Annotated in this window: 18 protein-coding genes; 6 read left to right on the top strand and 12 right to left on the bottom strand. The window is 35.7% G+C overall.

Translation table 11 applies throughout. The annotated features are described in order from the left end of the window. Positions 1–75 precede the first annotated feature (75 nt). On the bottom strand, positions 76–1,389 hold the full coding sequence (locus BUB25_RS12220; protein ID WP_072944740.1) for a TolC family protein: 1,314 nt from the start codon (positions 1,387–1,389) through the stop codon (positions 76–78). A gap of 235 nt (positions 1,390–1,624) precedes the next feature. Here BUB25_RS12220 and BUB25_RS12215 point away from each other — a divergent pair, with 235 nt between their 5' ends. Together BUB25_RS12215 and BUB25_RS12210 are read left to right on the top strand one after the other, a co-directional pair. Further along, positions 1,625–2,182, top strand: a complete 558-nt coding sequence (locus BUB25_RS12215) for a YeeE/YedE family protein (RefSeq protein ID WP_072944835.1) — start codon at positions 1,625–1,627, stop codon at positions 2,180–2,182. Between the two features lie 3 nt (positions 2,183–2,185). Continuing rightward, on the top strand, positions 2,186–2,599 hold the full coding sequence (locus BUB25_RS12210) for a DUF6691 family protein (protein WP_072944738.1): 414 nt from the start codon (positions 2,186–2,188) through the stop codon (positions 2,597–2,599). Positions 2,600–2,649: 50 nt separating this feature from the next. Here BUB25_RS12210 and BUB25_RS12205 read toward each other — a convergent pair whose 3' ends face one another. From BUB25_RS12205 to BUB25_RS12170, 8 genes are all read right to left on the bottom strand, one after another. Continuing rightward, a complete protein-coding gene (locus tag BUB25_RS12205) occupies positions 2,650–3,321 on the bottom strand; it encodes a lysoplasmalogenase (protein WP_072944736.1) in 672 nt (223 codons plus the stop codon). A gap of 33 nt (positions 3,322–3,354) precedes the next feature. Next, positions 3,355–4,626 carry a sterol desaturase family protein gene (locus tag BUB25_RS12200; protein ID WP_072944734.1) on the bottom strand — a complete coding sequence of 424 codons (1,272 nt, stop codon included), beginning with the start codon at positions 4,624–4,626 and terminating at the stop codon, positions 3,355–3,357. A 95-nt stretch (positions 4,627–4,721) separates the two neighbouring features. Next, positions 4,722–4,997: an ATP-dependent Clp protease adaptor ClpS gene (locus BUB25_RS12195; protein WP_072944732.1), complete on the bottom strand. Its 276-nt coding sequence runs from the start codon at positions 4,995–4,997 to the stop codon at positions 4,722–4,724. A 190-nt stretch (positions 4,998–5,187) separates the two neighbouring features. Beyond that, positions 5,188–6,021, bottom strand: a complete 834-nt coding sequence (gene prmA, locus BUB25_RS12190; protein ID WP_072944730.1) for a 50S ribosomal protein L11 methyltransferase — start codon at positions 6,019–6,021, stop codon at positions 5,188–5,190. A gap of 106 nt (positions 6,022–6,127) precedes the next feature. Then, entirely contained in the window at positions 6,128–6,880 is a 753-nt protein-coding gene (tpiA, locus tag BUB25_RS12185) for a triose-phosphate isomerase (RefSeq protein WP_072944728.1), read from the bottom strand. Between the two features lie 39 nt (positions 6,881–6,919). Continuing rightward, entirely contained in the window at positions 6,920–7,420 is a 501-nt protein-coding gene (locus BUB25_RS12180; protein WP_072944726.1) for a TlpA family protein disulfide reductase, read from the bottom strand. A gap of 261 nt (positions 7,421–7,681) precedes the next feature. Next, entirely contained in the window at positions 7,682–8,782 is a 1,101-nt protein-coding gene (locus tag BUB25_RS12175) for a BT_3928 family protein (protein WP_072944724.1), read from the bottom strand. A 15-nt stretch (positions 8,783–8,797) separates the two neighbouring features. Then, positions 8,798–9,340: a DUF1599 domain-containing protein gene (locus tag BUB25_RS12170; protein WP_072944722.1), complete on the bottom strand. Its 543-nt coding sequence runs from the start codon at positions 9,338–9,340 to the stop codon at positions 8,798–8,800. Between the two features lie 163 nt (positions 9,341–9,503). On the opposite strand from BUB25_RS12170, the gene folP reads away from it, so the two are divergent. Next, complete coding sequence (folP, locus tag BUB25_RS12165; protein ID WP_072944720.1) at positions 9,504–10,328, top strand: dihydropteroate synthase; 825 nt, start codon at positions 9,504–9,506, stop codon at positions 10,326–10,328. A 1-nt stretch (position 10,329) separates the two neighbouring features. Next, on the top strand, positions 10,330–10,962 hold the full coding sequence (locus BUB25_RS12160) for a hypothetical protein (protein WP_072944718.1): 633 nt from the start codon (positions 10,330–10,332) through the stop codon (positions 10,960–10,962). Between the two features lie 73 nt (positions 10,963–11,035). Here BUB25_RS12160 and rlmH read toward each other — a convergent pair whose 3' ends face one another. The 3 genes from rlmH to BUB25_RS12145 form a co-directional block, all read right to left on the bottom strand. Then, positions 11,036–11,509, bottom strand: a complete 474-nt coding sequence (gene rlmH, locus BUB25_RS12155; protein WP_072944716.1) for a 23S rRNA (pseudouridine(1915)-N(3))-methyltransferase RlmH — start codon at positions 11,507–11,509, stop codon at positions 11,036–11,038. 4 nt (positions 11,510–11,513) lie between these two features. Next, positions 11,514–12,932, bottom strand: a complete 1,419-nt coding sequence (locus tag BUB25_RS12150; RefSeq protein ID WP_072944714.1) for an amidohydrolase family protein — start codon at positions 12,930–12,932, stop codon at positions 11,514–11,516. Positions 12,933–13,204: 272 nt separating this feature from the next. Next, a complete protein-coding gene (locus BUB25_RS12145; RefSeq protein WP_072944712.1) occupies positions 13,205–16,198 on the bottom strand; it encodes an endo-alpha-N-acetylgalactosaminidase family protein in 2,994 nt (997 codons plus the stop codon). Between the two features lie 279 nt (positions 16,199–16,477). Here BUB25_RS12145 and nadC point away from each other — a divergent pair, with 279 nt between their 5' ends. Together nadC and BUB25_RS12135 are read left to right on the top strand one after the other, a co-directional pair. Continuing rightward, positions 16,478–17,335, top strand: coding sequence for a carboxylating nicotinate-nucleotide diphosphorylase (gene nadC / locus BUB25_RS12140; RefSeq protein WP_072944710.1), 858 nt, complete (start codon positions 16,478–16,480; stop codon positions 17,333–17,335). Positions 17,336–17,353: 18 nt separating this feature from the next. Beyond that, positions 17,354–18,280, top strand: coding sequence for a YihY/virulence factor BrkB family protein (locus BUB25_RS12135; RefSeq protein WP_072944708.1), 927 nt, complete (start codon positions 17,354–17,356; stop codon positions 18,278–18,280). The last annotated feature ends 78 nt before the right edge of the window (positions 18,281–18,358 follow it).

The raw sequence follows: 18,358 nt of genomic DNA, 5'->3' as shown, positions 1-18,358 counted from the left end.
GTTTTAAGGTTTTTCTTTAAAATCAGCTAACTTTTTTATGAGCTCGCAGTTATATTAGATTAAGAAATGGAATAACTATTTGGTTAAAAACTGTAAATATTCTTTGGTGAAATTGTATTCGAAAACGGCTTGCAGGAATTCCAATTCTTTTTGGGACATTTGGGTTTCAGATTGCAATAGATCTGTTGTTTTTTCGAGTCCTTGAGTAAATCGATTGCTTCGTATTCTATAGGCTTCCTGTGATTGTTCCAAAGCCAGTTTAGACAAATTCACTTTGTTTTCGGCATCTTTTAGCTGGCGATTGGTTTTACTCAGCTCCAGTTGGCTTTTGGCTTTGTATTCTTGGTTTTCAAGTGTTGCTTTCTGGAAATCGGCTTTGGCCTTTTCCATTTTCCCAATGGATTTGTAGCCATCAAAGACATTCCATGACAATTGGGCTCCTACTAAATAGCCTTTGGCATTGGTTCCAAATAAAGTATGATCATACAATTCATAACTTCCAAAAGCATTCAATCTGGGTAAGAAATTCATTTTGGTCGATTGCAACATTTTTCTGTAAGCTTCGGATGATTTATCCATTGCCTGAATGTCCTTTCTGTTATTCGAAAGCAGGGTAGGGGCATTTTCAATAGCAATTGTGTTTTCTAATGATTCGACTGGTTTATAGATTTTGTTACTCATTTCTTCATTCAAAAGAAATCCCAAATAATCCGAGGCATTTTGAACATTACTTTTGGCATATTGCCATTGATTTTTAATTTCATTGACACGAAGTTGCATCGAAAGCAGGTCTGTTTTTTGGAGAATTCCCTGCTCGAAATAATTTTTAATCAGTTTCATGTTGGCATCGGCTGTAGCAGAGGCTTTTTCTAAAACACTCACTGCTTTATAAGCCAATTGCAGTTCCATGAAAGCTTTGTTGACTTCGAGTTCCAGGTATTCTTTGCTGCGTTCCGTTCGCAAAGCAAAAGCATCCATTTTGGCTTTGGCAGCCTGACGTGCGTAGAATCCGTCCATATTGATTAAGGGCTGTAATACCTCAATTTTAGTGGCAAAATTTTGCGTTTTCACAGGATTGTTCAATAAGGCTGGATTAAAATCGGAAGCTGTCAGGATTTCCTGATTCAGTTTAGACCCAAAAGCCATCAACGGATTGGTGGTTGAAATTGCGGTATGAGATGCTGTAATATTGGGTAAGAATAATGAATTGGACTGGCGGTAATCCGCCTGAGCCGATTTGTAATCCTGTTGAGCCATTTTAATTTGTCTGTTTCTTTCGGAAGCTTTTTGCCAAATTTCTTTTTTAGAAATCGGTAAAGTATCCTGACCAAAGCCAAGGATGGGAAAAGAAAGCGTTCCCAGTAGCAGTATAAAATTTAGTTTCTTCATAATTTTTCTAATTGATGAAGCAAAGGTAGACGGACACAAAAGCATACACAGTAACATATGTCACACTCGAAGTATATTCTGAATTTTGATTTTTTTTTGAAGTGTTTAGATGTTTTCTAGGGTTAAGATTGTGATGGATTTTTCTCATTTTAGAGAAGACATAACAGGACTAAGTCCCCAAAGAACCAAGGATTGTTTAAAAAGGTTCTTATATTTGCCCCAAAAAATATGTAATATGGATTTTATTTTTCAAACATGGGCATGGTATGTCTCTGGTTTTTTGATTGGCGTAATTATGCTATCATTGATTTATTTTGGTAAGACCTTCGGGATGTCCTCTAATTTGCGATCACTATGTTCTATGGCAGGATTAGGGAAAAGAGTAGGTTTTTTTGATTTTGATTGGAAAGCGCAACGCTGGAACTTGGTAGTGGTTTTAGGAGCGATGTTAGGTGGTTTTGTGGCTGTTCATTTTATGGCAGATGCTTCAAATGTTAGCATTAACCCTAAAACAATTGAGCAGCTAGCCCAATTGGGAATTGATGCGCCAAATGGTAAATTAATGCCGGATGCCCTTTTTGGAAGTCAGATTTTTGAGTCGCCAAAACATATCATTCTCTTACTTATTGGAGGAATTTTAATTGGTTTTGGTTCTCGTTATGCCGGTGGCTGTACTTCGGGACATGCTATTTCAGGCTTGAGTAATTTGCAAATTCCTTCTTTGAAAGCCGTAATTGGTTTTTTTATCGGCGGCTTGATTATGGCTCATTTTTTATTACCCTTAATTTTTTAAAACATGAAAGTATTAAAATATTTACTAGTTGGTTTTGTTTTTGGAGTTGTACTTACAAAATCTGAAGCGGTTTCTTGGTATCGAATTTATGAAATGTTCCAGTTTCAGTCCTTCCACATGTATGGAATCATTATGGTTGCCATTCTTACGGGAGTTATTGGAATCCAAATTATAAAAAGGAAAAATATAAAAGATATTGACGGTGCTCCTATTGAGATCCAGGATAAAGAAAAAGGTTCTGCTCGTTATTGGATCGGTGGATTGTTTTTTGGATTAGGCTGGGCGTTGGTTGGTTCTTGTCCAGGACCAATTTTCATATTGCTGGGTGCCGGTTTTTGGAGTGTAGGCATAGTGCTTTTGGGCGCTTTAGTAGGAACTTTTATTTATGGATTATTCCAAAATAAATTGCCACATTAAAAAGCATAAAAAATTAAAATTACAAATAGCATTTTCTAAAAAAGAGAATGCTATTTTTTTTGATTTAATTTTAAAATACCGTTCACAATTAAAAATTGGGCTGCGAGATAAGTAACCATAATCAGGAACGAACTCATAGCAATAGGCTCATGGAACTTATCAAATGCCAGTATGCTATCAGAACTTACAAAAATAATAGCGCCCAGTAAAACGTAACTATTTGCGGGTTTTGTCCAGCTTAGAAAACCTTTGAAGGCAAACAATAACATCGTAGAAAGCACTATGGCATAAACCAAAACGGGAAGCTGTAAATCTCCAAGACTTGGTAATAAAATGGTAAGCATCACAAACAAATAGACAATAATTAAGGTCACGCCAATCCAATAAAAGGCTTTGTTTCTTTTGTTTTTTTCTTTTAGTTGCTTGTTAAATAAAAGAATGTAAACAATATGTGAAATCAAAAATGCAATTAATCCTGATATGAAAAACAATTCATCACGCTCTGCAAAAAGTAAAATAATATCTCCAATCCAAGAAAAGAACAAGGCTGTTAATAAGAATTTTTTGGATAAAAAATCATTATAAAAATAGACTGCAAACAGTAAAAACGGAATCAAAAACGGTTTTAAAAACCAGGCAACATCTTCCATTCCTATGAGAATGATAAGTAGGTAAATGAAACCAAAACCGATATAACTGAGTAAAAAAGTATTCGTTTTCATAGGTGCGAAATTGATGATTTTTTAGAAAGGATTTTAGGAATTGACAAGCATTTCTTTTTTAGTTTTAAATTCGAAAACAACAAAATAGACAGTCATTAGCAATGACATTAAAAGATAACTAGCAATGACGTAATTGACAGCTGGAAAGTGGTCGTTAAGCCCAAACCAATTGCCATAATGGTAAAGAATACCCATTCCAAAAAGGAATCGAAGGCTTTCCCAAAAAAGAGAAAAATTTCGGCAATCCATCAGTTCTGAATAGCTGTAGATGGTAATGAAAAGAAACAATCCATAAATAAATATATCCGGCAGACCAATTGCCGCGATATTGTTGAATAAAAAGCTGACAAATAATAAGGTAATCAAAACTTGGGCTACAGACCAAGATATTAATTTGGTTGAATTTTCAGTACCGTATTTATTAAAATTATATACATCTGTGATCTTATTTACGGGATATTTTTCTTCAAAATTTTCAGGACGCCAGCCTGTTGGTTTAAACCAAATAGTAAATTTATCCTTCCAGTTTTCTGCCCGCCATGCATCAGAAATTAATAAGCTCAAATGCTGAAAATTGATTCGGATGGGATTCCAGGTCTGGGCCGGTCTCGTAATTCCAAAAACGGCTGGTGCAGTCTCTAATTCTTCCTGAAAAGTACCAAACCATTTGTCCCAAAAAATAAATATCTGGGAATGATTTTTATCAATGTATTCCGGATTGATGGCGTGATGGACTCTATGATGCGATGGTGTAACCAAAATATGTTCCAGAAAACCCATTTTTTTAATGTGTTTGGTATGATACCAAAACTGCAAAAACAATTGGATAGGAAGCGTAATGGCAATGACTACTGCCGGAACGCCAAGAATGGCTGCCGGAATAAGTAAAAAGGTAAACAGATTTACAAAACTGGAAACCGTCTGCCTCAGAGCACAAGCCAGATTGAATTCTTCGCTGCTATGATGAATGGCGTGTTTATTCCAGAAAAAATTGATTTGATGTGCTAATCGATGGGTCCAATAGCCATAAAAATCAATGATAATAAAAGCAACCAGATAAGTAAAGATGCTGGTTTCCATATGAAAAACGGCTACTTTAGAAAGCATCCATTCATAGGAAATAAAAGTCAGACTGAGTCCCAAAACATCTTTTACGGCATTAGTCATTCCTGAGCTGATGCTGGAAACACTATCCATCAATGGCACATTATCTTCTTTAATGTAGATTCCATATGCTTTTTCTATCACTATTAGTAACAGAAAAATGGGCATAGCGATAATTAGTATTTTACCATATTCTTCCATAAAAAAACATTCTATTTATTCAAATATAGAATAAAATAGAATGTTTTGTGAATTATTTGGAATAAAAAATAATTTGTAAAGTGCGTTTTTGCGGATTAAATAATCTCAGCACTCAATCCTGCTTCGAGCAATTGGATGCATTGCGGTTTCAATTTGTCCAAAGGACCGGTTTTCACCGTACATTTCCCGTTGTAATGTACAATTAACGAGCATTGTTCCGCTTGCTCAGGAGTATGATCGCATACCCGCATTAAGGTGTCAATTACATGGTCAAAAGTATTCACATCATCATTGTAAACTATGATTTCGTTGTTTATAGATGTTACTTCTTTTACGCTGACTCTCTCTCTTATTTTTACTTTAGTGCTCATTTTTAATTAATTTTGGGGTTAAATAAAAATACAGTTGACTCTTCGTTTTTTAAAAATACAAAACACAAACTTTTGTATTGATTCAAAAGGGAATTTATGGTCTTCATTAATGCATTTAATTTTTCGAAAGTAACTAGGATTGTCTTTTAAGGTCTTTCTTGTTGATTTGTAATTGCTTACAATAGTGATACTAATTTACGAATTTTAAGGAAACCCAGTTATTCCTTTCAAATTTTTTAACATAAGTTAAGCCTTTTTCAACACAAGAAGCTTCGATAAATGGAATATCTTCTACATAAAAACCGCTTAAAAGCAGAATTCCTTTTGGATTCAAGCAATCGACATAACTTTGCATATCATTCAACAAAATGTTTCTGTTGATGTTGGCAATAATCAAATCGTATTTTTTGTCTTTCAATAAAGAAGCTTCGCCTTCATAAACGCTAATGTGCTTGCAGTTGTTGCGCTCAGCATTCTCAATCGAATTCAGATAACACCAGTTGTCGATATCAATGGCATCAATAGGTTGAGCTCCTTTCATTTCGGCAAGAATAGCCAAAATTGCCGTTCCGCATCCCATATCGAGTGTTTTCATGCCTCGAACATCGATTTCCAATAAATGCTGGATCATCATGTGAGTGGTCTCGTGGTGTCCTGTTCCAAAACTCATTTTAGGCTCGATTACGATATCGAATTCTGCATCAGTTTTAGGGTGAAAAGGAGCACGAACATGACAGTTTCCATCTACATCGATAGGTTCAAAATTCTTCTCCCATTCCTCATTCCAGTTGACTTGATCGATTTCTTCGAAAGTATAATCAATTTTAAATTCTTCGGATTTCAAAATATGGATGTTTTCCAAAATGGCTTCGTCCCACAAATCTTTTTGAACAAAAGCCGAAATACCGGTTTCAGTTTCTGTAAAACTTTCAAAAGCGGTTTCGCCTAATTCGGCTATTAATATCTCTGAACCCAGTTCTTTTGGTTCTATGTTGAAATGATAACCAATATAAATATTTGACATGTTTATTTTTTTTGCAAAGGTAGTATTTCTCTTTTATGGAATATTATAAAAATAAAAAAAGCGGTAAATACTATTTTACCGCTTTTTTATATATTTATTCGGATTGTTAGATTGCATTGACAATAGCGGCAAAATCATCTGCTTTTAGGGCAGCACCACCAATAAGACCACCGTCTACATCAGCTTTAGAGAAAATTTCTTTGGCATTTTCCGGTTTTACGCTTCCACCATAAAGGATTGATACTTCTTCAGCCACTTCTTTACCATAGTTTTTACGTACAATTTCTCTGATGAATTCATGCATTTCTTGAGCTTGTTCAGGAGAAGCAGTTTCTCCCGTTCCAATTGCCCAAACTGGTTCGTAGGCCAAAACAATATTTCCCCAGTCAGATTCTTTAGTATGAAATAATCCGTCTTTTAATTGGTTTTCCACTACATTGAAATGATTGGCAGATTGACGGTCTTTCAATTCTTCTCCAAAACAAAAAATAACAGTCATGTCATGTTCTAAGGCGGTATCTACTTTACTGGCAATTAAAGCATCAGTTTCATTGAAAATAGCTCTGCGTTCTGAATGTCCAAGGATTACAGTGTTTACACCTACATTTTGTAACATGTCAGCCGAAATTTCGCCAGTATAAGCACCTGCTTCTGCTTGATGCATATTTTGGGCAGCAACGTTTATGTTTGTGAATTCTAAGTGCGCTACCGCTGAGGCCAAATTAACGAAAGTAGGAGCTACGATTACTTGTGTTTCTGTATCTGTAGGTATTTTGGCTATCAATTCGTTCAATAAATCTTCAGTTTGTTCCGCATTTTTATGCATTTTCCAGTTTCCTGCTACTATCTTTTTTCTCATTTTCAGTTCGGTTATATTTAGATATTCTTTATTAGTTTTTTATTTTAATTTAGATAGGGTCTCATTGATTTTGTCAAAATCAGTTTCTATGGCGCGGTAAAGCACAATTTTACCTTTTTTGTCTACAATGATGTATCTCGGAATCCAATCGACATCGATAGCCTTGGCAAATACGCCTTTCATTTGGTCGTTTGCCATAAAATGATCTCCTTCGATCTGGTATTTTTCGATTCCTGCTCTCCATTTGTCAGCCGTTTTATCCATAGAGATAAATAAATAAGAGACATCAGGATTATTAGCTTGCAGTTCTTTTACTTTCGGCATTGCTTTTACACAATCACCACACCAGGAAGCCCAAACTTCGATCACTAAAGTTTTTCCTTTGTATTTTTTTAATATATCTTTAAATGCAACTTGACCATTATCAAGGGCTAATAATTTTTCGGACAATGCTTCTTTAGAAAAAGCAGTTTTTTGAGCATTTGTGTTGGAACAAGAAAATGTTGTTAAAACGACCAGTAAAGCGATTAATTTTTTCATTTTTAGTATAATTTCAGTAAAGTTAAACAAACAAATGGAATGGGATAAAGCTATTTAATGATTTTTGAAAGCAGAATTTGAAAATCAAAAAATGATAACGTTATAGTTAATAAATTAAGGAGTGTGTTTTGATTTTGGAACTGTTTTATGTCTTTTGGGATTCAGATAGCATTTAGATAAAAGAAAGATCTTTTCCCTTTTTTGTTTCTAAAAAAAGGTTTCAAGTTTCAACTATTTCGAAACTTGAAACCTTTTCTGTTTTTACAATTTCAAATCTTTGATGTCGTTGTAATGCACTTTTTGTTTTATGGTTCCTTTTTCAAGAAGTACAATGCTAGGATTGGATCTTTCAATTGTTTTTAAAGTGATGGCATCGCAGCTGTAGAAATCAAATGTAAGACCGTATTTTTTCTTTGTTTTTTCAATTTCTTCTTCTGAGGAATTGGTCATACCTATTACTTTATATCCTTTGGCCTTGGCTTCTTGGTTTAATTTTTCCATTTTCGACATACCGTCTTTTTCGGAAAGTGTCAAATCATAAGCGACTACCATTAATAATTTAGGTTCCAATAATAACTCGTCTTTATAATCAGAACCGTCTTTTACCATTGTGAAATCATGAATGGGAGGAACGTAGCCTTCGCTAATGACTTTGTCTTTACGGTCTACAAAGGTGGCTCCTTCAGGAATATTCATTAAATCTTTTTCAGAAAATTCTTTGTTTACTCCGTTCACATTGTAAATAAAGAGCATTTCCACGACCGATTTTGGCGCGCCTTCAGGAATTTCCATTCCTTTTTGGATATTGGAACCTACTTTATACGGTCTGAAATCAATTAGAGGCAAATGATTAAGAACCCAAACGGCCATAAACATGCATAAAATGATGGTTATGTAAGCGATTAGATTTTGAACCTTATTTTGAAATAATGGTTTTACCAATTTTTGATTAAGGAATAAAATAATAATGAAGAACAATAGAATAATATCCTTAGTAAAGGATTGCCAAGGAGTTAATTTCAAGGCGTCACCAAAACAACCGCAGTCTTTTACCACATCAAAGTAAGCGGAATAGAAGGTCAAAAAGGTGAACAGAACAATTAAAATTAATAAGCTCCATATTGTAATTTTAGACTTGTAACCAATTAATAACATAACCCCTAAAACCACTTCCAGAATCACTAAAAACAAGGCTAAAGCCAAAGAAAACGGAACTAAAAACGGCAGGTTGAAAACGGGTTCACTAAAATATTCGGCCAGTTTATAGGAGAATCCTACCGGATCATTTAGTTTTATTAATCCCGAAATAATAAACAGTAATCCAACGAACAATCGCGAAAATTGGGTAATTATATTTTTCATGTTTATTTTAAATTTTTATTTAGTAAATCCCATTAATATCAATGCAAAAATGGAGTAATTAATCATGTCTTGGTAATTGGCATCTATGCCTTCAGAAACGATTGTTTTTCCTTTATTGTCTTCTATTTGTTTGACACGAAGCAGTTTTTGCAGAATCAGATCAGTTAGAGAACTTACGCGCATTTCGCGCCAAGCTTCGCCATAATCATGATTTTTGGCTTCCATCAAGTCTTTGGTCAGCTTTATTTTGGCATCATACAATTCAGTTGCTTTTTCGACGTTCAAATCCGGTTGATCTGCTACGCCAAGTTCCAATTGAATCAAAGCCATAATCGAATAGTTGATGATTCCAATGAATTCGCCAGACTCGTCTTCGTCTACTTTTCTGATTTCATTTTCTTGAAGGCTTCTGATTCTTTGTGCTTTTATGAAAATTTGATCCGTCAGCGAAGGCAATCTCAATATGCGCCAAGCACTGCCATAATCTTTCATTTTATTGATAAAAAGGGAACGACAAGTCGTTATTACATTATCATATTCTTGAGAAGTATTATTCATTATTGATGTATATTTGTCTAAAATTTCTTCAAAAATAGCATATTTTTTTTGGAAAGAAAGTGGAAGTTCAAAGATTGTTGAATATAGCCGTTTTCGAGCTTACAGCGTTTAGAAAACGATTGCTGATCAAGAAACGATAAATAAGCCTAAAGAATAAAAAAGAATGACAATTAACTGCAAAGGACAATTAATCAATTTGTCAATTCCTAAAATAATGGGAATTTTGAATGTGACGCCCAACTCCTTTTTTGATGGAGGGAAATACAATCTCGAGAATGAAATCTTAGCCCGAGTAGAAAAAATGTTAGCCGAGGGCGCTACTTTTATAGATATAGGCGCTTATTCGAGCAAACCCAGCGCTGAGTTTGTTTCTGAAAAAGAAGAAATAGAGCGGATTGTTCCTGTGGTTCAATTGATCTTGAAAAATTTTCCCGAAGCCTTGCTGTCAATTGATACTTTTAGGAGCGAAGTGGCCAAAGCCTGCATTGAAAATGGAGCAGCGTTAATTAACGATATTGCGGCAGGAAATCTGGATGACAAGATGTTTGAAGTGATTGCCAAGTACAATGTTCCTTACATTATGATGCACATGCGCGGTACTCCGCAAACAATGCAAAGCATGACTCATTATGATGATATCATCAAAGAAATGCTTTTTTATTTTTCTGAAAAAATCAATAAAGCAAGAAGTCTTGGCATTAATGATTTGATTATCGATCCCGGTTTTGGTTTTGCCAAAACTCTAGAACAGAATTTTGAAGTGATGCAAAAAATGGAATTGTTTCAAATGTTGGAATTACCCTTGCTGGTTGGAATATCAAGAAAATCGATGATATATAAAGTTTTAAATTCCAATCCCGAAGAAGCCTTGAACGGGACAACTTTTTTAAATACTATTGCTTTGACTAAAGGTGCATCAATTCTTAGAGTTCACGATGTGAAAGAAGCGGTGGAATGTGTTCAATTGTGGAATAAAATGAATGTGTAAAATGAAATATTTAAGTTTAGCGATTGTTTTTTTATTGTTTTCTTGCGGAAATAAAGAGGATATATTATTAGCAAAATCCGATAGAACTGTTGTCAGTGAGGTGGTGGATCATTCGCCAATCTATATTTTTTTCAGAACAAAAGACAAAGATACCTTGGCAGAAGTCAACAGGAATAACAGCATCATTACAACCAATTGGATTCTAAATATTGATAAGCGTCTGCCTTTGCGAATCGTGATTCCTGAAGTCATTAAATTGCAAGAGAAAAAGCGAAAAGAGAAAGCCCATAAAAATGAAAAGGCCGAAAATTATTATGCCTATGCTGATAGTATTGGAAAGAATCTGGCCTTCATTCCTTTTACGAATGTGTATTATAAAACGGGAAAACCGAAGTTCGGAGTAGTTATCTTTTTTGATAAAAACAATGAAATTTTGGTAAATAATATTTCAGTAAAAAGAGAAAAAATTCAAAATTATTTAGACAGCTTATCAACTGACAAATCAAATAAATTCTTTTTTTGCTTTGCTGAAAATTTGCCCTACGAAAATTATATTCAAGATAAAATTTTAATCGAAACTTTAAAATTTCCGATGCCGGAATTGAATTTGACTAACGAAGAATTTATCTATTAAGAGATAGTTTTGTATTTCGCAATGACTGAATACTGCTCCCGAAAGCTTTCGGGACTGAACGCTGAACACTTTTTTACTGATGATGATACGGTTCATTTCTTAAAATGGTAAACCCGCGATACAATTGTTCGATAAAAAACAATCGCACCATTTGGTGGGAGAATGTCATCAGCGAAAGTGAAATTTTTCCTTGTGCTTTGGCGTAAACCGTATCCGAGAATCCATAAGGGCCGCCAATAACAAATACGAGGGTTTTGATTCCTGAATTCATCTTCTTTTGTAATTCTTCGGAGAAACCTACGCTGGAGAAATTTTTGCCGTTTTCGTCCAATAAAATAAGTTGGTCGGTAGGCGTTATTTTTGCTAAAATCAATTCGCCTTCTTTTTCTTTTTGTTGGCTTTCGGATAAGTTTTTTACATTCTTGATGTCAGGAATAATTTCCAAATCAAATTTGATATAAAAAGACAAGCGTTTGGTATAATCATCTATTAACGACTGCAGTGCTTTATTGTCGGTTTTGCCTATGGCGATGAGCTTGATGTTCATTGGATTATTTTAAAGGGAAATTAGCTTCAAAAGTCTTAAAACGGGAATCCAAATCTTTCAATAGTTGTTTTTTGACTGATTTGTCTTTGATAAAACTATAGTTGATGCTGTTGTAAACGTATTTTTTGATCTCTTCATAAGTTACGTCTTTGTATCTCTTGGCCAATAAAACATATTGTTCGGTCATGTTAGTTCTTAATATTCCGGCATCATCGGTACTGATGACAATAGGAACATTAAAAGCTCTGTACAAAGAGATAGGGTGACGGTTTTCTTTTACCTTCAAAATGAATTCATTGCTGACCAAATTAATTTCTACCGGAATGTCATTCTTTGCCATATGGCGCAACAATTCGTAAGATTTATTTTCGTAAGCGATATCTACTCCGTGACCAATGCGGTTTGCGCCGGCCGTATGAACCGCTTCATGAATGTGCCAAGTTAAATCTTCGGGCTGTACCAGTCCCAAGGTTAGTTCGCCGGCATGCATCGCATATTTTACATTTGGAAAACGACCGCTGCAGTATTTAAACATCAGCATGTGCAACCAATAATCTTTCATCGAAGTTTCGCCATCTTCCGGAGACACGATATTTACGCCTGCCATAAGCGGACTGGTATCGGCCGAGATGAAGGCAATCATTAAGTTTTTAAATAAATCTACCGGTTCCATAAATCGCAACACAAAATTTTGATAACGCATCGTAAAACGGGCGTCGTCAATCTTTAGTTCCTGATGCATTTTGCTAACAAAATTGTCATTAAAATCTTCGGCGTATTTTGCGGCTTCTCTTTTCAATAAAGTGGCGTAAAGAGAATCAAGAAGCGCTTTGATGCCTTTTTCATCTTTTTTAGCGGCTAATTCTCTTAATTTTATATTGAAGTCAGATAAGTCAGTAGTATTAATGTCGCAAGGAATTGTCGATAGTTGGGTTTCAATATAGCTCAGATTTTCGCTAATAGCCCTGTTTTTTAGTTCCAATAATCCTTCTCCAAAATGCCCTTCAATTGCGGGACTAAATTTTCCAAAAGATTCAAAAAACAATTTGTCTGAAGGATAGCTCACATGATTGTAATCTTTCACAGACCATTTTTCCATTATTTGCTGTTTGTAAAAATCAAGTTGACCTTTATTTCGCAGGCTGGAAAAAAGCTCCCAGTTTCCGCTCGATGGTTTTTCCTTGAGCACTTCCATAGTTGCGGTATTCAGGTAAAAATCGTCATTGATGGCATCTTGCAAGATAGGTTCGGCATAGATGGAACCGCTAAAATGATGGTGTAAGTCGCCACCTTTTGGCATTTGCGAAAAAAAAGCCGTCAGAGCTGCTTCGTTGTCTCTGATTTTTTCCAAATATAGGCTGGGAGATTGGGCGTAACCCAGATGCAGTACTGCTGAAAAAAGAAGCGTATAAATTATTCTCATAATGTCTTTTTTATCAAAAAGGTATTTTTCAAAGCGGTTTCAACTTTTCAATTGGGTTGCTGTTTTCAGTAAACAAAATCTGAAATAATTCTTCAAAAGTTGGCATTTGAATTAAATTGGGAGTAAATGTAATAGAAAATACAGACTAAAAAAAATCTTGATTTGGGATAAAAAAAAGCAAGCTCATCAGAACGAGCTTGCTTTTAAGGTTTAAAGAACAAAGTGTGTAAGTTCCTTTATTTATGTGATGATTTTTTTAAATGGTCACTCAATTAATTCTCCATGATAACTAAATCATCTAAAACAAAGTCAGATTGTTCACCGTTCAGTTTTTCGATTCCGAACCATGAATTTCCACTTTCAGATCCCAGGAAACTGAAAGAAGTTTGGGTTGGCGTGTTTGCTGCATTGATAGCAACAGCTATTTTGCTAACGGTTCCGTCACCCATTACTAAGGCATAATCGGCACCGGATGCTTCATAGTTAAAAGTTACAGTATAGGTTTTACCGGCTTTGAATCGAACGGTTTGCGGAATCGTTTGAAGCAAAAGTCCCTGTTCTTCGCCGTGGGCTTTCAGTGACCATTTTCCGTTGATTACATCGTCAATTGGTTTTTCATTCCATCCTTTTTGGGTATAAGGAGCATGCAATTCGGCTAAATGGGTTCTAGGGTCATTTACGCCTCCCGAAGGCCCTTTGATAAAAGGATACAATCCGTCAGGAATATTTTCAAAGTTTTCCGCAAAAAATACATTTGCCGGTTTAGCAGTTTGGGATATCGGAGCCACACGAATATCGTCAAACAGAACTTGTGAAGTCCCTGCTTCTGCACGAAGGAATAAATTCGCAGTGGTTTGTCCTTGAGGAACTTTAAAAAATACATACATACGTTGCATGTTGGTATCGTGCTTCGAATCGGCTGAAATATAGTTTTTCCACAAAGAGTTGTTGGCATAAGTGCTTACTTCCTGTCCTCCGTAATTGTTAACGCCCAGATAGGCTCTTCGGTCAGAACTTGTGGAAACATATACAGAAGCATAGTAAGTACCGGCCGTTAATCCGCTAATGGTTTGACTTATCGTTACCGGAGTTGTACCGTTAATTTCAAGTTCGTATTGACCAATTTTACTGCGAACCACAGCGGCTCCGTTGCCATCTACTTTCCAGTTTTTTAAGTTTCCGCTGTTGAACCCCGGATCTTTTATAAAAGTTCCTTCTCCAAAATTGGCCACGATATTGGAAGCAGTTTTCTTTTTGTATAAAACATAAGGTGTTTTTGGATCAGCTTCTATTATAAGTTGACCGTTTTTTAACTCAATTTCCTGTACAAATTCTCTTCCTTGATCGTTGAGTTTATACAATTGAACCGTTTTTAAATTCCCCCAACTTTTTGGTAATTCCCAAGTGGTTGTTCCTCCGGCTTTATTCCAATGATATAATTTTTCTTCGGTATAAGGATTCCAAGGTAAAAGGTAGCTATCGCCATTTAGTACCGTTCTGCCGTCTTTGTTAATGGTTCTTTTGCCTGAAATTAAACTTACGTTTACATTTTTGTCAAGAGAAATGGCGTTTTCTTCCCATTTAAGGATTGGAAAATGTTGCAAATATTTTGTTGGTAATCCAGTGCCGAAAGTCATTTCGATGGTATTATCGATATTGTTTCTTCCTTGCCAACCTTCAAAGTCATCCATTTCAGTCCCGCCTAACAAAGGATGTCTGGCAATCCAAGTGTCTTTTTGGTGATTGCGAATGAATCGCACAATTTGACTGTTGAATCCTTTGATGTCTTTTCCTCCGTAATTGTAATCAACGGCCCAGTGATTCCAAATAGCGTCGTACTCGTGATCATTAGGGAATTCGGTTGTCAATGTCAAGCCCAAAGAATGTATTTCTCGGCCTAATTTTCGGCTGTCCCAACTTCCTTTGGCATACCAAACATCGCAATAGATAAAAGCCAATGAAGGCACCTGATCCTTTAGTGATTTAAGTCTAAGCATCCTGTTATTGGAACTGGCATCATAGCGTTTGTTGATATAATAGGAAGGATCAAGCCAATCCCAACCTTTTTTTGTTTTGTCTATCAATGAGTCGTTAAAAGCCTCGGCTTCAGGATAGGATTCCGTTGCGTTGATATGTACGCCCATAAAAGCATTGTACTTAATGGCTTGCTTGCAAAGCATCTCCATGTCTTTGGCGCCGCCTTGCCTTTTTCCAATGTCTCCATAATCAGGATGTTTGGAGTCATGTCCTTCGGATCCGTATCCTTTTAGGATTACATATTGGCCTAAACCATCGGTGTTGAGAAAAATCCTTTTGGTTTCGTCCAATGTTTTGGTAAAAGGATTGGTTGCCTGGCTGCCAAAGTTCATTGGAATGCGCTGTACAACCCAATCTTTGATTTTATCACTGCCCAAAGGGTTGTTCATGATAGTTCTAAAAGCGATTGCTCCGTCCTGCCAGTCTACTTTTTGGTCTCCGTTTGCGTCATTAGTAATAACAATTTTGGCCACAGGAAGCGGATCTGTAGTTTTCATTCCTTTGGCACGGTAAATCCAGGAACCACTCCATATTCCGGTGCGGGCATAGTCTTTTGTTACAACAGTCTGTTTTTGAACTCTAGTGTCATCGTTTTTTTCGGTAACGGAATTGCTCCAGATACTTGCCGCTAATTGCGCTGTGTTGACAATACCATATAAATAATTTTTTGCGATGCTGTCTTTCGCCATTGCCGCTTTAAGCGGTAAAAATTCGTCTCCGGTTCCTTTTACGGCGGTGAACATTTTTGCCCCGGCAAAAGAAGCCTCTGCCTGAGAACTCCTTACAGAAACCAGATTATGGTTTGGGATTTCAAAAGTACTGACTTTGAAAGTGCCGTTTTCTGTGATTTGGGTTACATTAAATTCAACGATATTGGCAAGTACTTTAATCTGAATTTTTACCGAAACTTTGATTTCAGGAATTTCCAAGACATAGTTTGCCGTGTTTTTTTCTAGAGAAAATGTCGTTTTCGGCTTGTAAAGTGTCCCGTTAATGAGCACTTGTGATAATTGATCTTCTTGTCCGTAAAGAACGGCTCCGTTTGCAATCCAATTGTATTGAATTATTCTTGGAAAGGAAGAATCCAGAGTTACTTTAATCGTTTTTGACGCTATAGTTGGCTCCGCATTGCCGTTGTCGGCTCCCTTTTTGTTTGCCATGGCATGGGTTTGTAACGAAAGCAGCTGTAAAGTCAAAATTAAAAAAGCATGGCGAAAGAGTAATTTCATTTTAAAATAATTGATTTATGATTGGTTATTAGTTTTCGGATTGAATTTCTAATTTTTATGTTGGTATAACTAAAAACAAAAAGTCGAAAATAGAATATATTTTTCGAATAACAGGATAGTACCTACCAGTTTATGTTTTAAAAAAAATAAAAACCGATAGCTGAAAAATTAGCAGAGTCAGAGCCAGACAAAATAACTATTTCCCCAATCGATAAAGAAACAAATTTTCAATTCCACAAAATATGTGCTACTTTAGCGCTATATAAATTTCCTATAAAAATGATTAGTGAAGCACAATTTCAAAACGAATTAAAGATACTTATAGCAAATGCCATCCGTGAAGATGTGGGTGATGGCGATCATAGTTCGTTGGCTTGTATACCGATTTCGGCACAAGGAAAGGCAAAACTTTTAGTTAAAGACGAAGGGATTATTGCCGGTGTCGAATTTGCCAAAATGATATTCCATTATGTAGACCCAGATTTAATCATCGAAACTTTTATAGCAGACGGCAGTCCTGTAAAATTTGGCGATGTGGTGTTTCATGTATCGGGCAGTTCGCAGTCCATTCTTAAAGCGGAGCGCATGGTGTTGAACTCGATGCAGCGCATGTCGGCTATTGCTACTAAAACGAATAGTTATGTAAAATTGCTTGAAGGAACTCAAACTAAAATTTTGGATACCCGTAAAACAACTCCTGGTTTTCGCGTTGCCGAGAAATGGGCAGTGAAACTGGGCGGAGGGGAGAATCATCGCTTTGCCTTGTATGATATGGTAATGCTCAAAGACAATCATATCGATTTTGCCGGCGGAATCACTTTGGCCATCGCTAAAACCAAAGCTTATCTAAAAGAAAATAATCGGGATTTGAAAATTATCGTGGAAGCCAGAAATATGGATGAAGTCAAAGAAATTGTTGGCTGTGGCGGAGTGTACAGAATCCTGTTGGATAATTTTGATTATGAAATGACCAGAGAAGCCGTGGCTTTTATTGGTGACAAATCCTTAACGGAATCTTCGGGTAACATCAATGAAGAAACTCTGCGGAAGTATGCGGAATGTGGGGTGAATTACATATCATCGGGTGCTTTGACGCATTCAATTTATAACATGGATTTGAGTTTGAAAGCAATTTAGTCTACAACGGTACTATTTATGAGCCAAGAAATAGAGCAAAGAATAGAGAAAATCCCAATATTGCGTAGTTTAGTCCGTTTTTTAAAAAGGGTTAAATTAAGTTGGTTAGAGGGTTTGTCTCTCTATGATTTGTTAGAATTGTATGTTATCGGTATTGCCGAAGGAGCTTTGTCAAACCGGGCAGGAGCTATTGCTTTCAGTTTTTTTATGGCGTTATTTCCTTTTGCACTTTTTATTTTGAATCTGATTCCTTATATTCCCATAGAAGGCTTTCAGCAGGATTTTTTAAAATTTGTTTCCGAAGGAGTACCGCCTAATACGTATTATGCCATTGAGAATATTATCAATGATATTCTGCATAACAGTCATTCCGGTTTGCTTTCGTCCGGTTTTTTGCTGTCTATTTTTTTAATGGCTAACGGATTGAACTCCATTTTGGGAGGTTTTGAGACTTCACGGCACGTACTTGTGAAAAGAGGCTTTTTTCATCAATATTTTGTAGCAGTAGGTATGTCTCTGGTATTGTCTTTCTTACTGATTCTTACCGTAGCTATCATTGTTGTATTTGAGGTTTTTATCCAAAAATTAACTGCTCATGAGTTGCTCAGTGAACAAATTCCATTGATTGTTTTGAGTCGCTACGGCTTTCTAATTTTAATGATTTTAATCACTACATCGGTTCTTTTTAAGTTTGGAACCAAACACGATAAAAGCAGGTCTTTCATTTCAATAGGTTCCGTTTTTTCAACAATTTTCACTCTGATTATTTCCTATTTTTTTGGAATCTGGGTCATACGGTTTTCGCAATACAACCAGCTTTACGGTTCCATTGGGACATTGTTGATTGTTATGTTTTATATCTGGATCAATTGTATGATTTTATTACTGGGTTTTGAATTGAACGCCACGATAAACAACTTGAAAAGAAAAAAAAAGAATATTTGATAAAATTGAAAAGTTCTATATTTTTTATATTAAATTTGATAAAAATAAGGAGCTGTTAAGCTTCGCTGAATCTTGTAT

Source organism: Flavobacterium granuli (assembly GCF_900129705.1).
Lineage (GTDB): Bacteria > Bacteroidota > Bacteroidia > Flavobacteriales > Flavobacteriaceae > Flavobacterium > Flavobacterium granuli.
This window is presented reverse-complemented; position numbering and strand designations above follow the sequence as displayed.

What these genes read in the sequence shown, in the direction of transcription:
- BUB25_RS12150 (WP_072944714.1), bottom strand. Translation starts at nt 12,932, where the DNA reads ATGAGAATAATTTATACGCTTCTTTTTTCAGCAGTACTGCATCTGGGT.
- BUB25_RS12145 (WP_072944712.1), bottom strand. Translation starts at nt 16,198, where the DNA reads ATGAAATTACTCTTTCGCCATGCTTTTTTAATTTTGACTTTACAGCTG.
- tpiA (WP_072944728.1), bottom strand. Translation starts at nt 6,880, where the DNA reads ATGAGAAAAAAGATAGTAGCAGGAAACTGGAAAATGCATAAAAATGCG.
- rlmH (WP_072944716.1), bottom strand. Translation starts at nt 11,509, where the DNA reads ATGAACATCAAGCTCATCGCCATAGGCAAAACCGACAATAAAGCACTG.
- BUB25_RS12135 (WP_072944708.1), top strand. Translation starts at nt 17,354, where the DNA reads ATGAGCCAAGAAATAGAGCAAAGAATAGAGAAAATCCCAATATTGCGT.
- BUB25_RS12180 (WP_072944726.1), bottom strand. Translation starts at nt 7,420, where the DNA reads ATGAAAAAATTAATCGCTTTACTGGTCGTTTTAACAACATTTTCTTGT.
- BUB25_RS12220 (WP_072944740.1), bottom strand. Translation starts at nt 1,389, where the DNA reads ATGAAGAAACTAAATTTTATACTGCTACTGGGAACGCTTTCTTTTCCC.
- BUB25_RS12215 (WP_072944835.1), top strand. Translation starts at nt 1,625, where the DNA reads ATGGATTTTATTTTTCAAACATGGGCATGGTATGTCTCTGGTTTTTTG.
- BUB25_RS12175 (WP_072944724.1), bottom strand. Translation starts at nt 8,782, where the DNA reads ATGAAAAATATAATTACCCAATTTTCGCGATTGTTCGTTGGATTACTG.
- prmA (WP_072944730.1), bottom strand. Translation starts at nt 6,021, where the DNA reads ATGTCAAATATTTATATTGGTTATCATTTCAACATAGAACCAAAAGAA.
- nadC (WP_072944710.1), top strand. Translation starts at nt 16,478, where the DNA reads ATGATTAGTGAAGCACAATTTCAAAACGAATTAAAGATACTTATAGCA.
- BUB25_RS12160 (WP_072944718.1), top strand. Translation starts at nt 10,330, where the DNA reads ATGAAATATTTAAGTTTAGCGATTGTTTTTTTATTGTTTTCTTGCGGA.
- BUB25_RS12170 (WP_072944722.1), bottom strand. Translation starts at nt 9,340, where the DNA reads ATGAATAATACTTCTCAAGAATATGATAATGTAATAACGACTTGTCGT.
- BUB25_RS12210 (WP_072944738.1), top strand. Translation starts at nt 2,186, where the DNA reads ATGAAAGTATTAAAATATTTACTAGTTGGTTTTGTTTTTGGAGTTGTA.
- BUB25_RS12195 (WP_072944732.1), bottom strand. Translation starts at nt 4,997, where the DNA reads ATGAGCACTAAAGTAAAAATAAGAGAGAGAGTCAGCGTAAAAGAAGTA.
- BUB25_RS12205 (WP_072944736.1), bottom strand. Translation starts at nt 3,321, where the DNA reads ATGAAAACGAATACTTTTTTACTCAGTTATATCGGTTTTGGTTTCATT.
- BUB25_RS12200 (WP_072944734.1), bottom strand. Translation starts at nt 4,626, where the DNA reads ATGGAAGAATATGGTAAAATACTAATTATCGCTATGCCCATTTTTCTG.
- folP (WP_072944720.1), top strand. Translation starts at nt 9,504, where the DNA reads ATGACAATTAACTGCAAAGGACAATTAATCAATTTGTCAATTCCTAAA.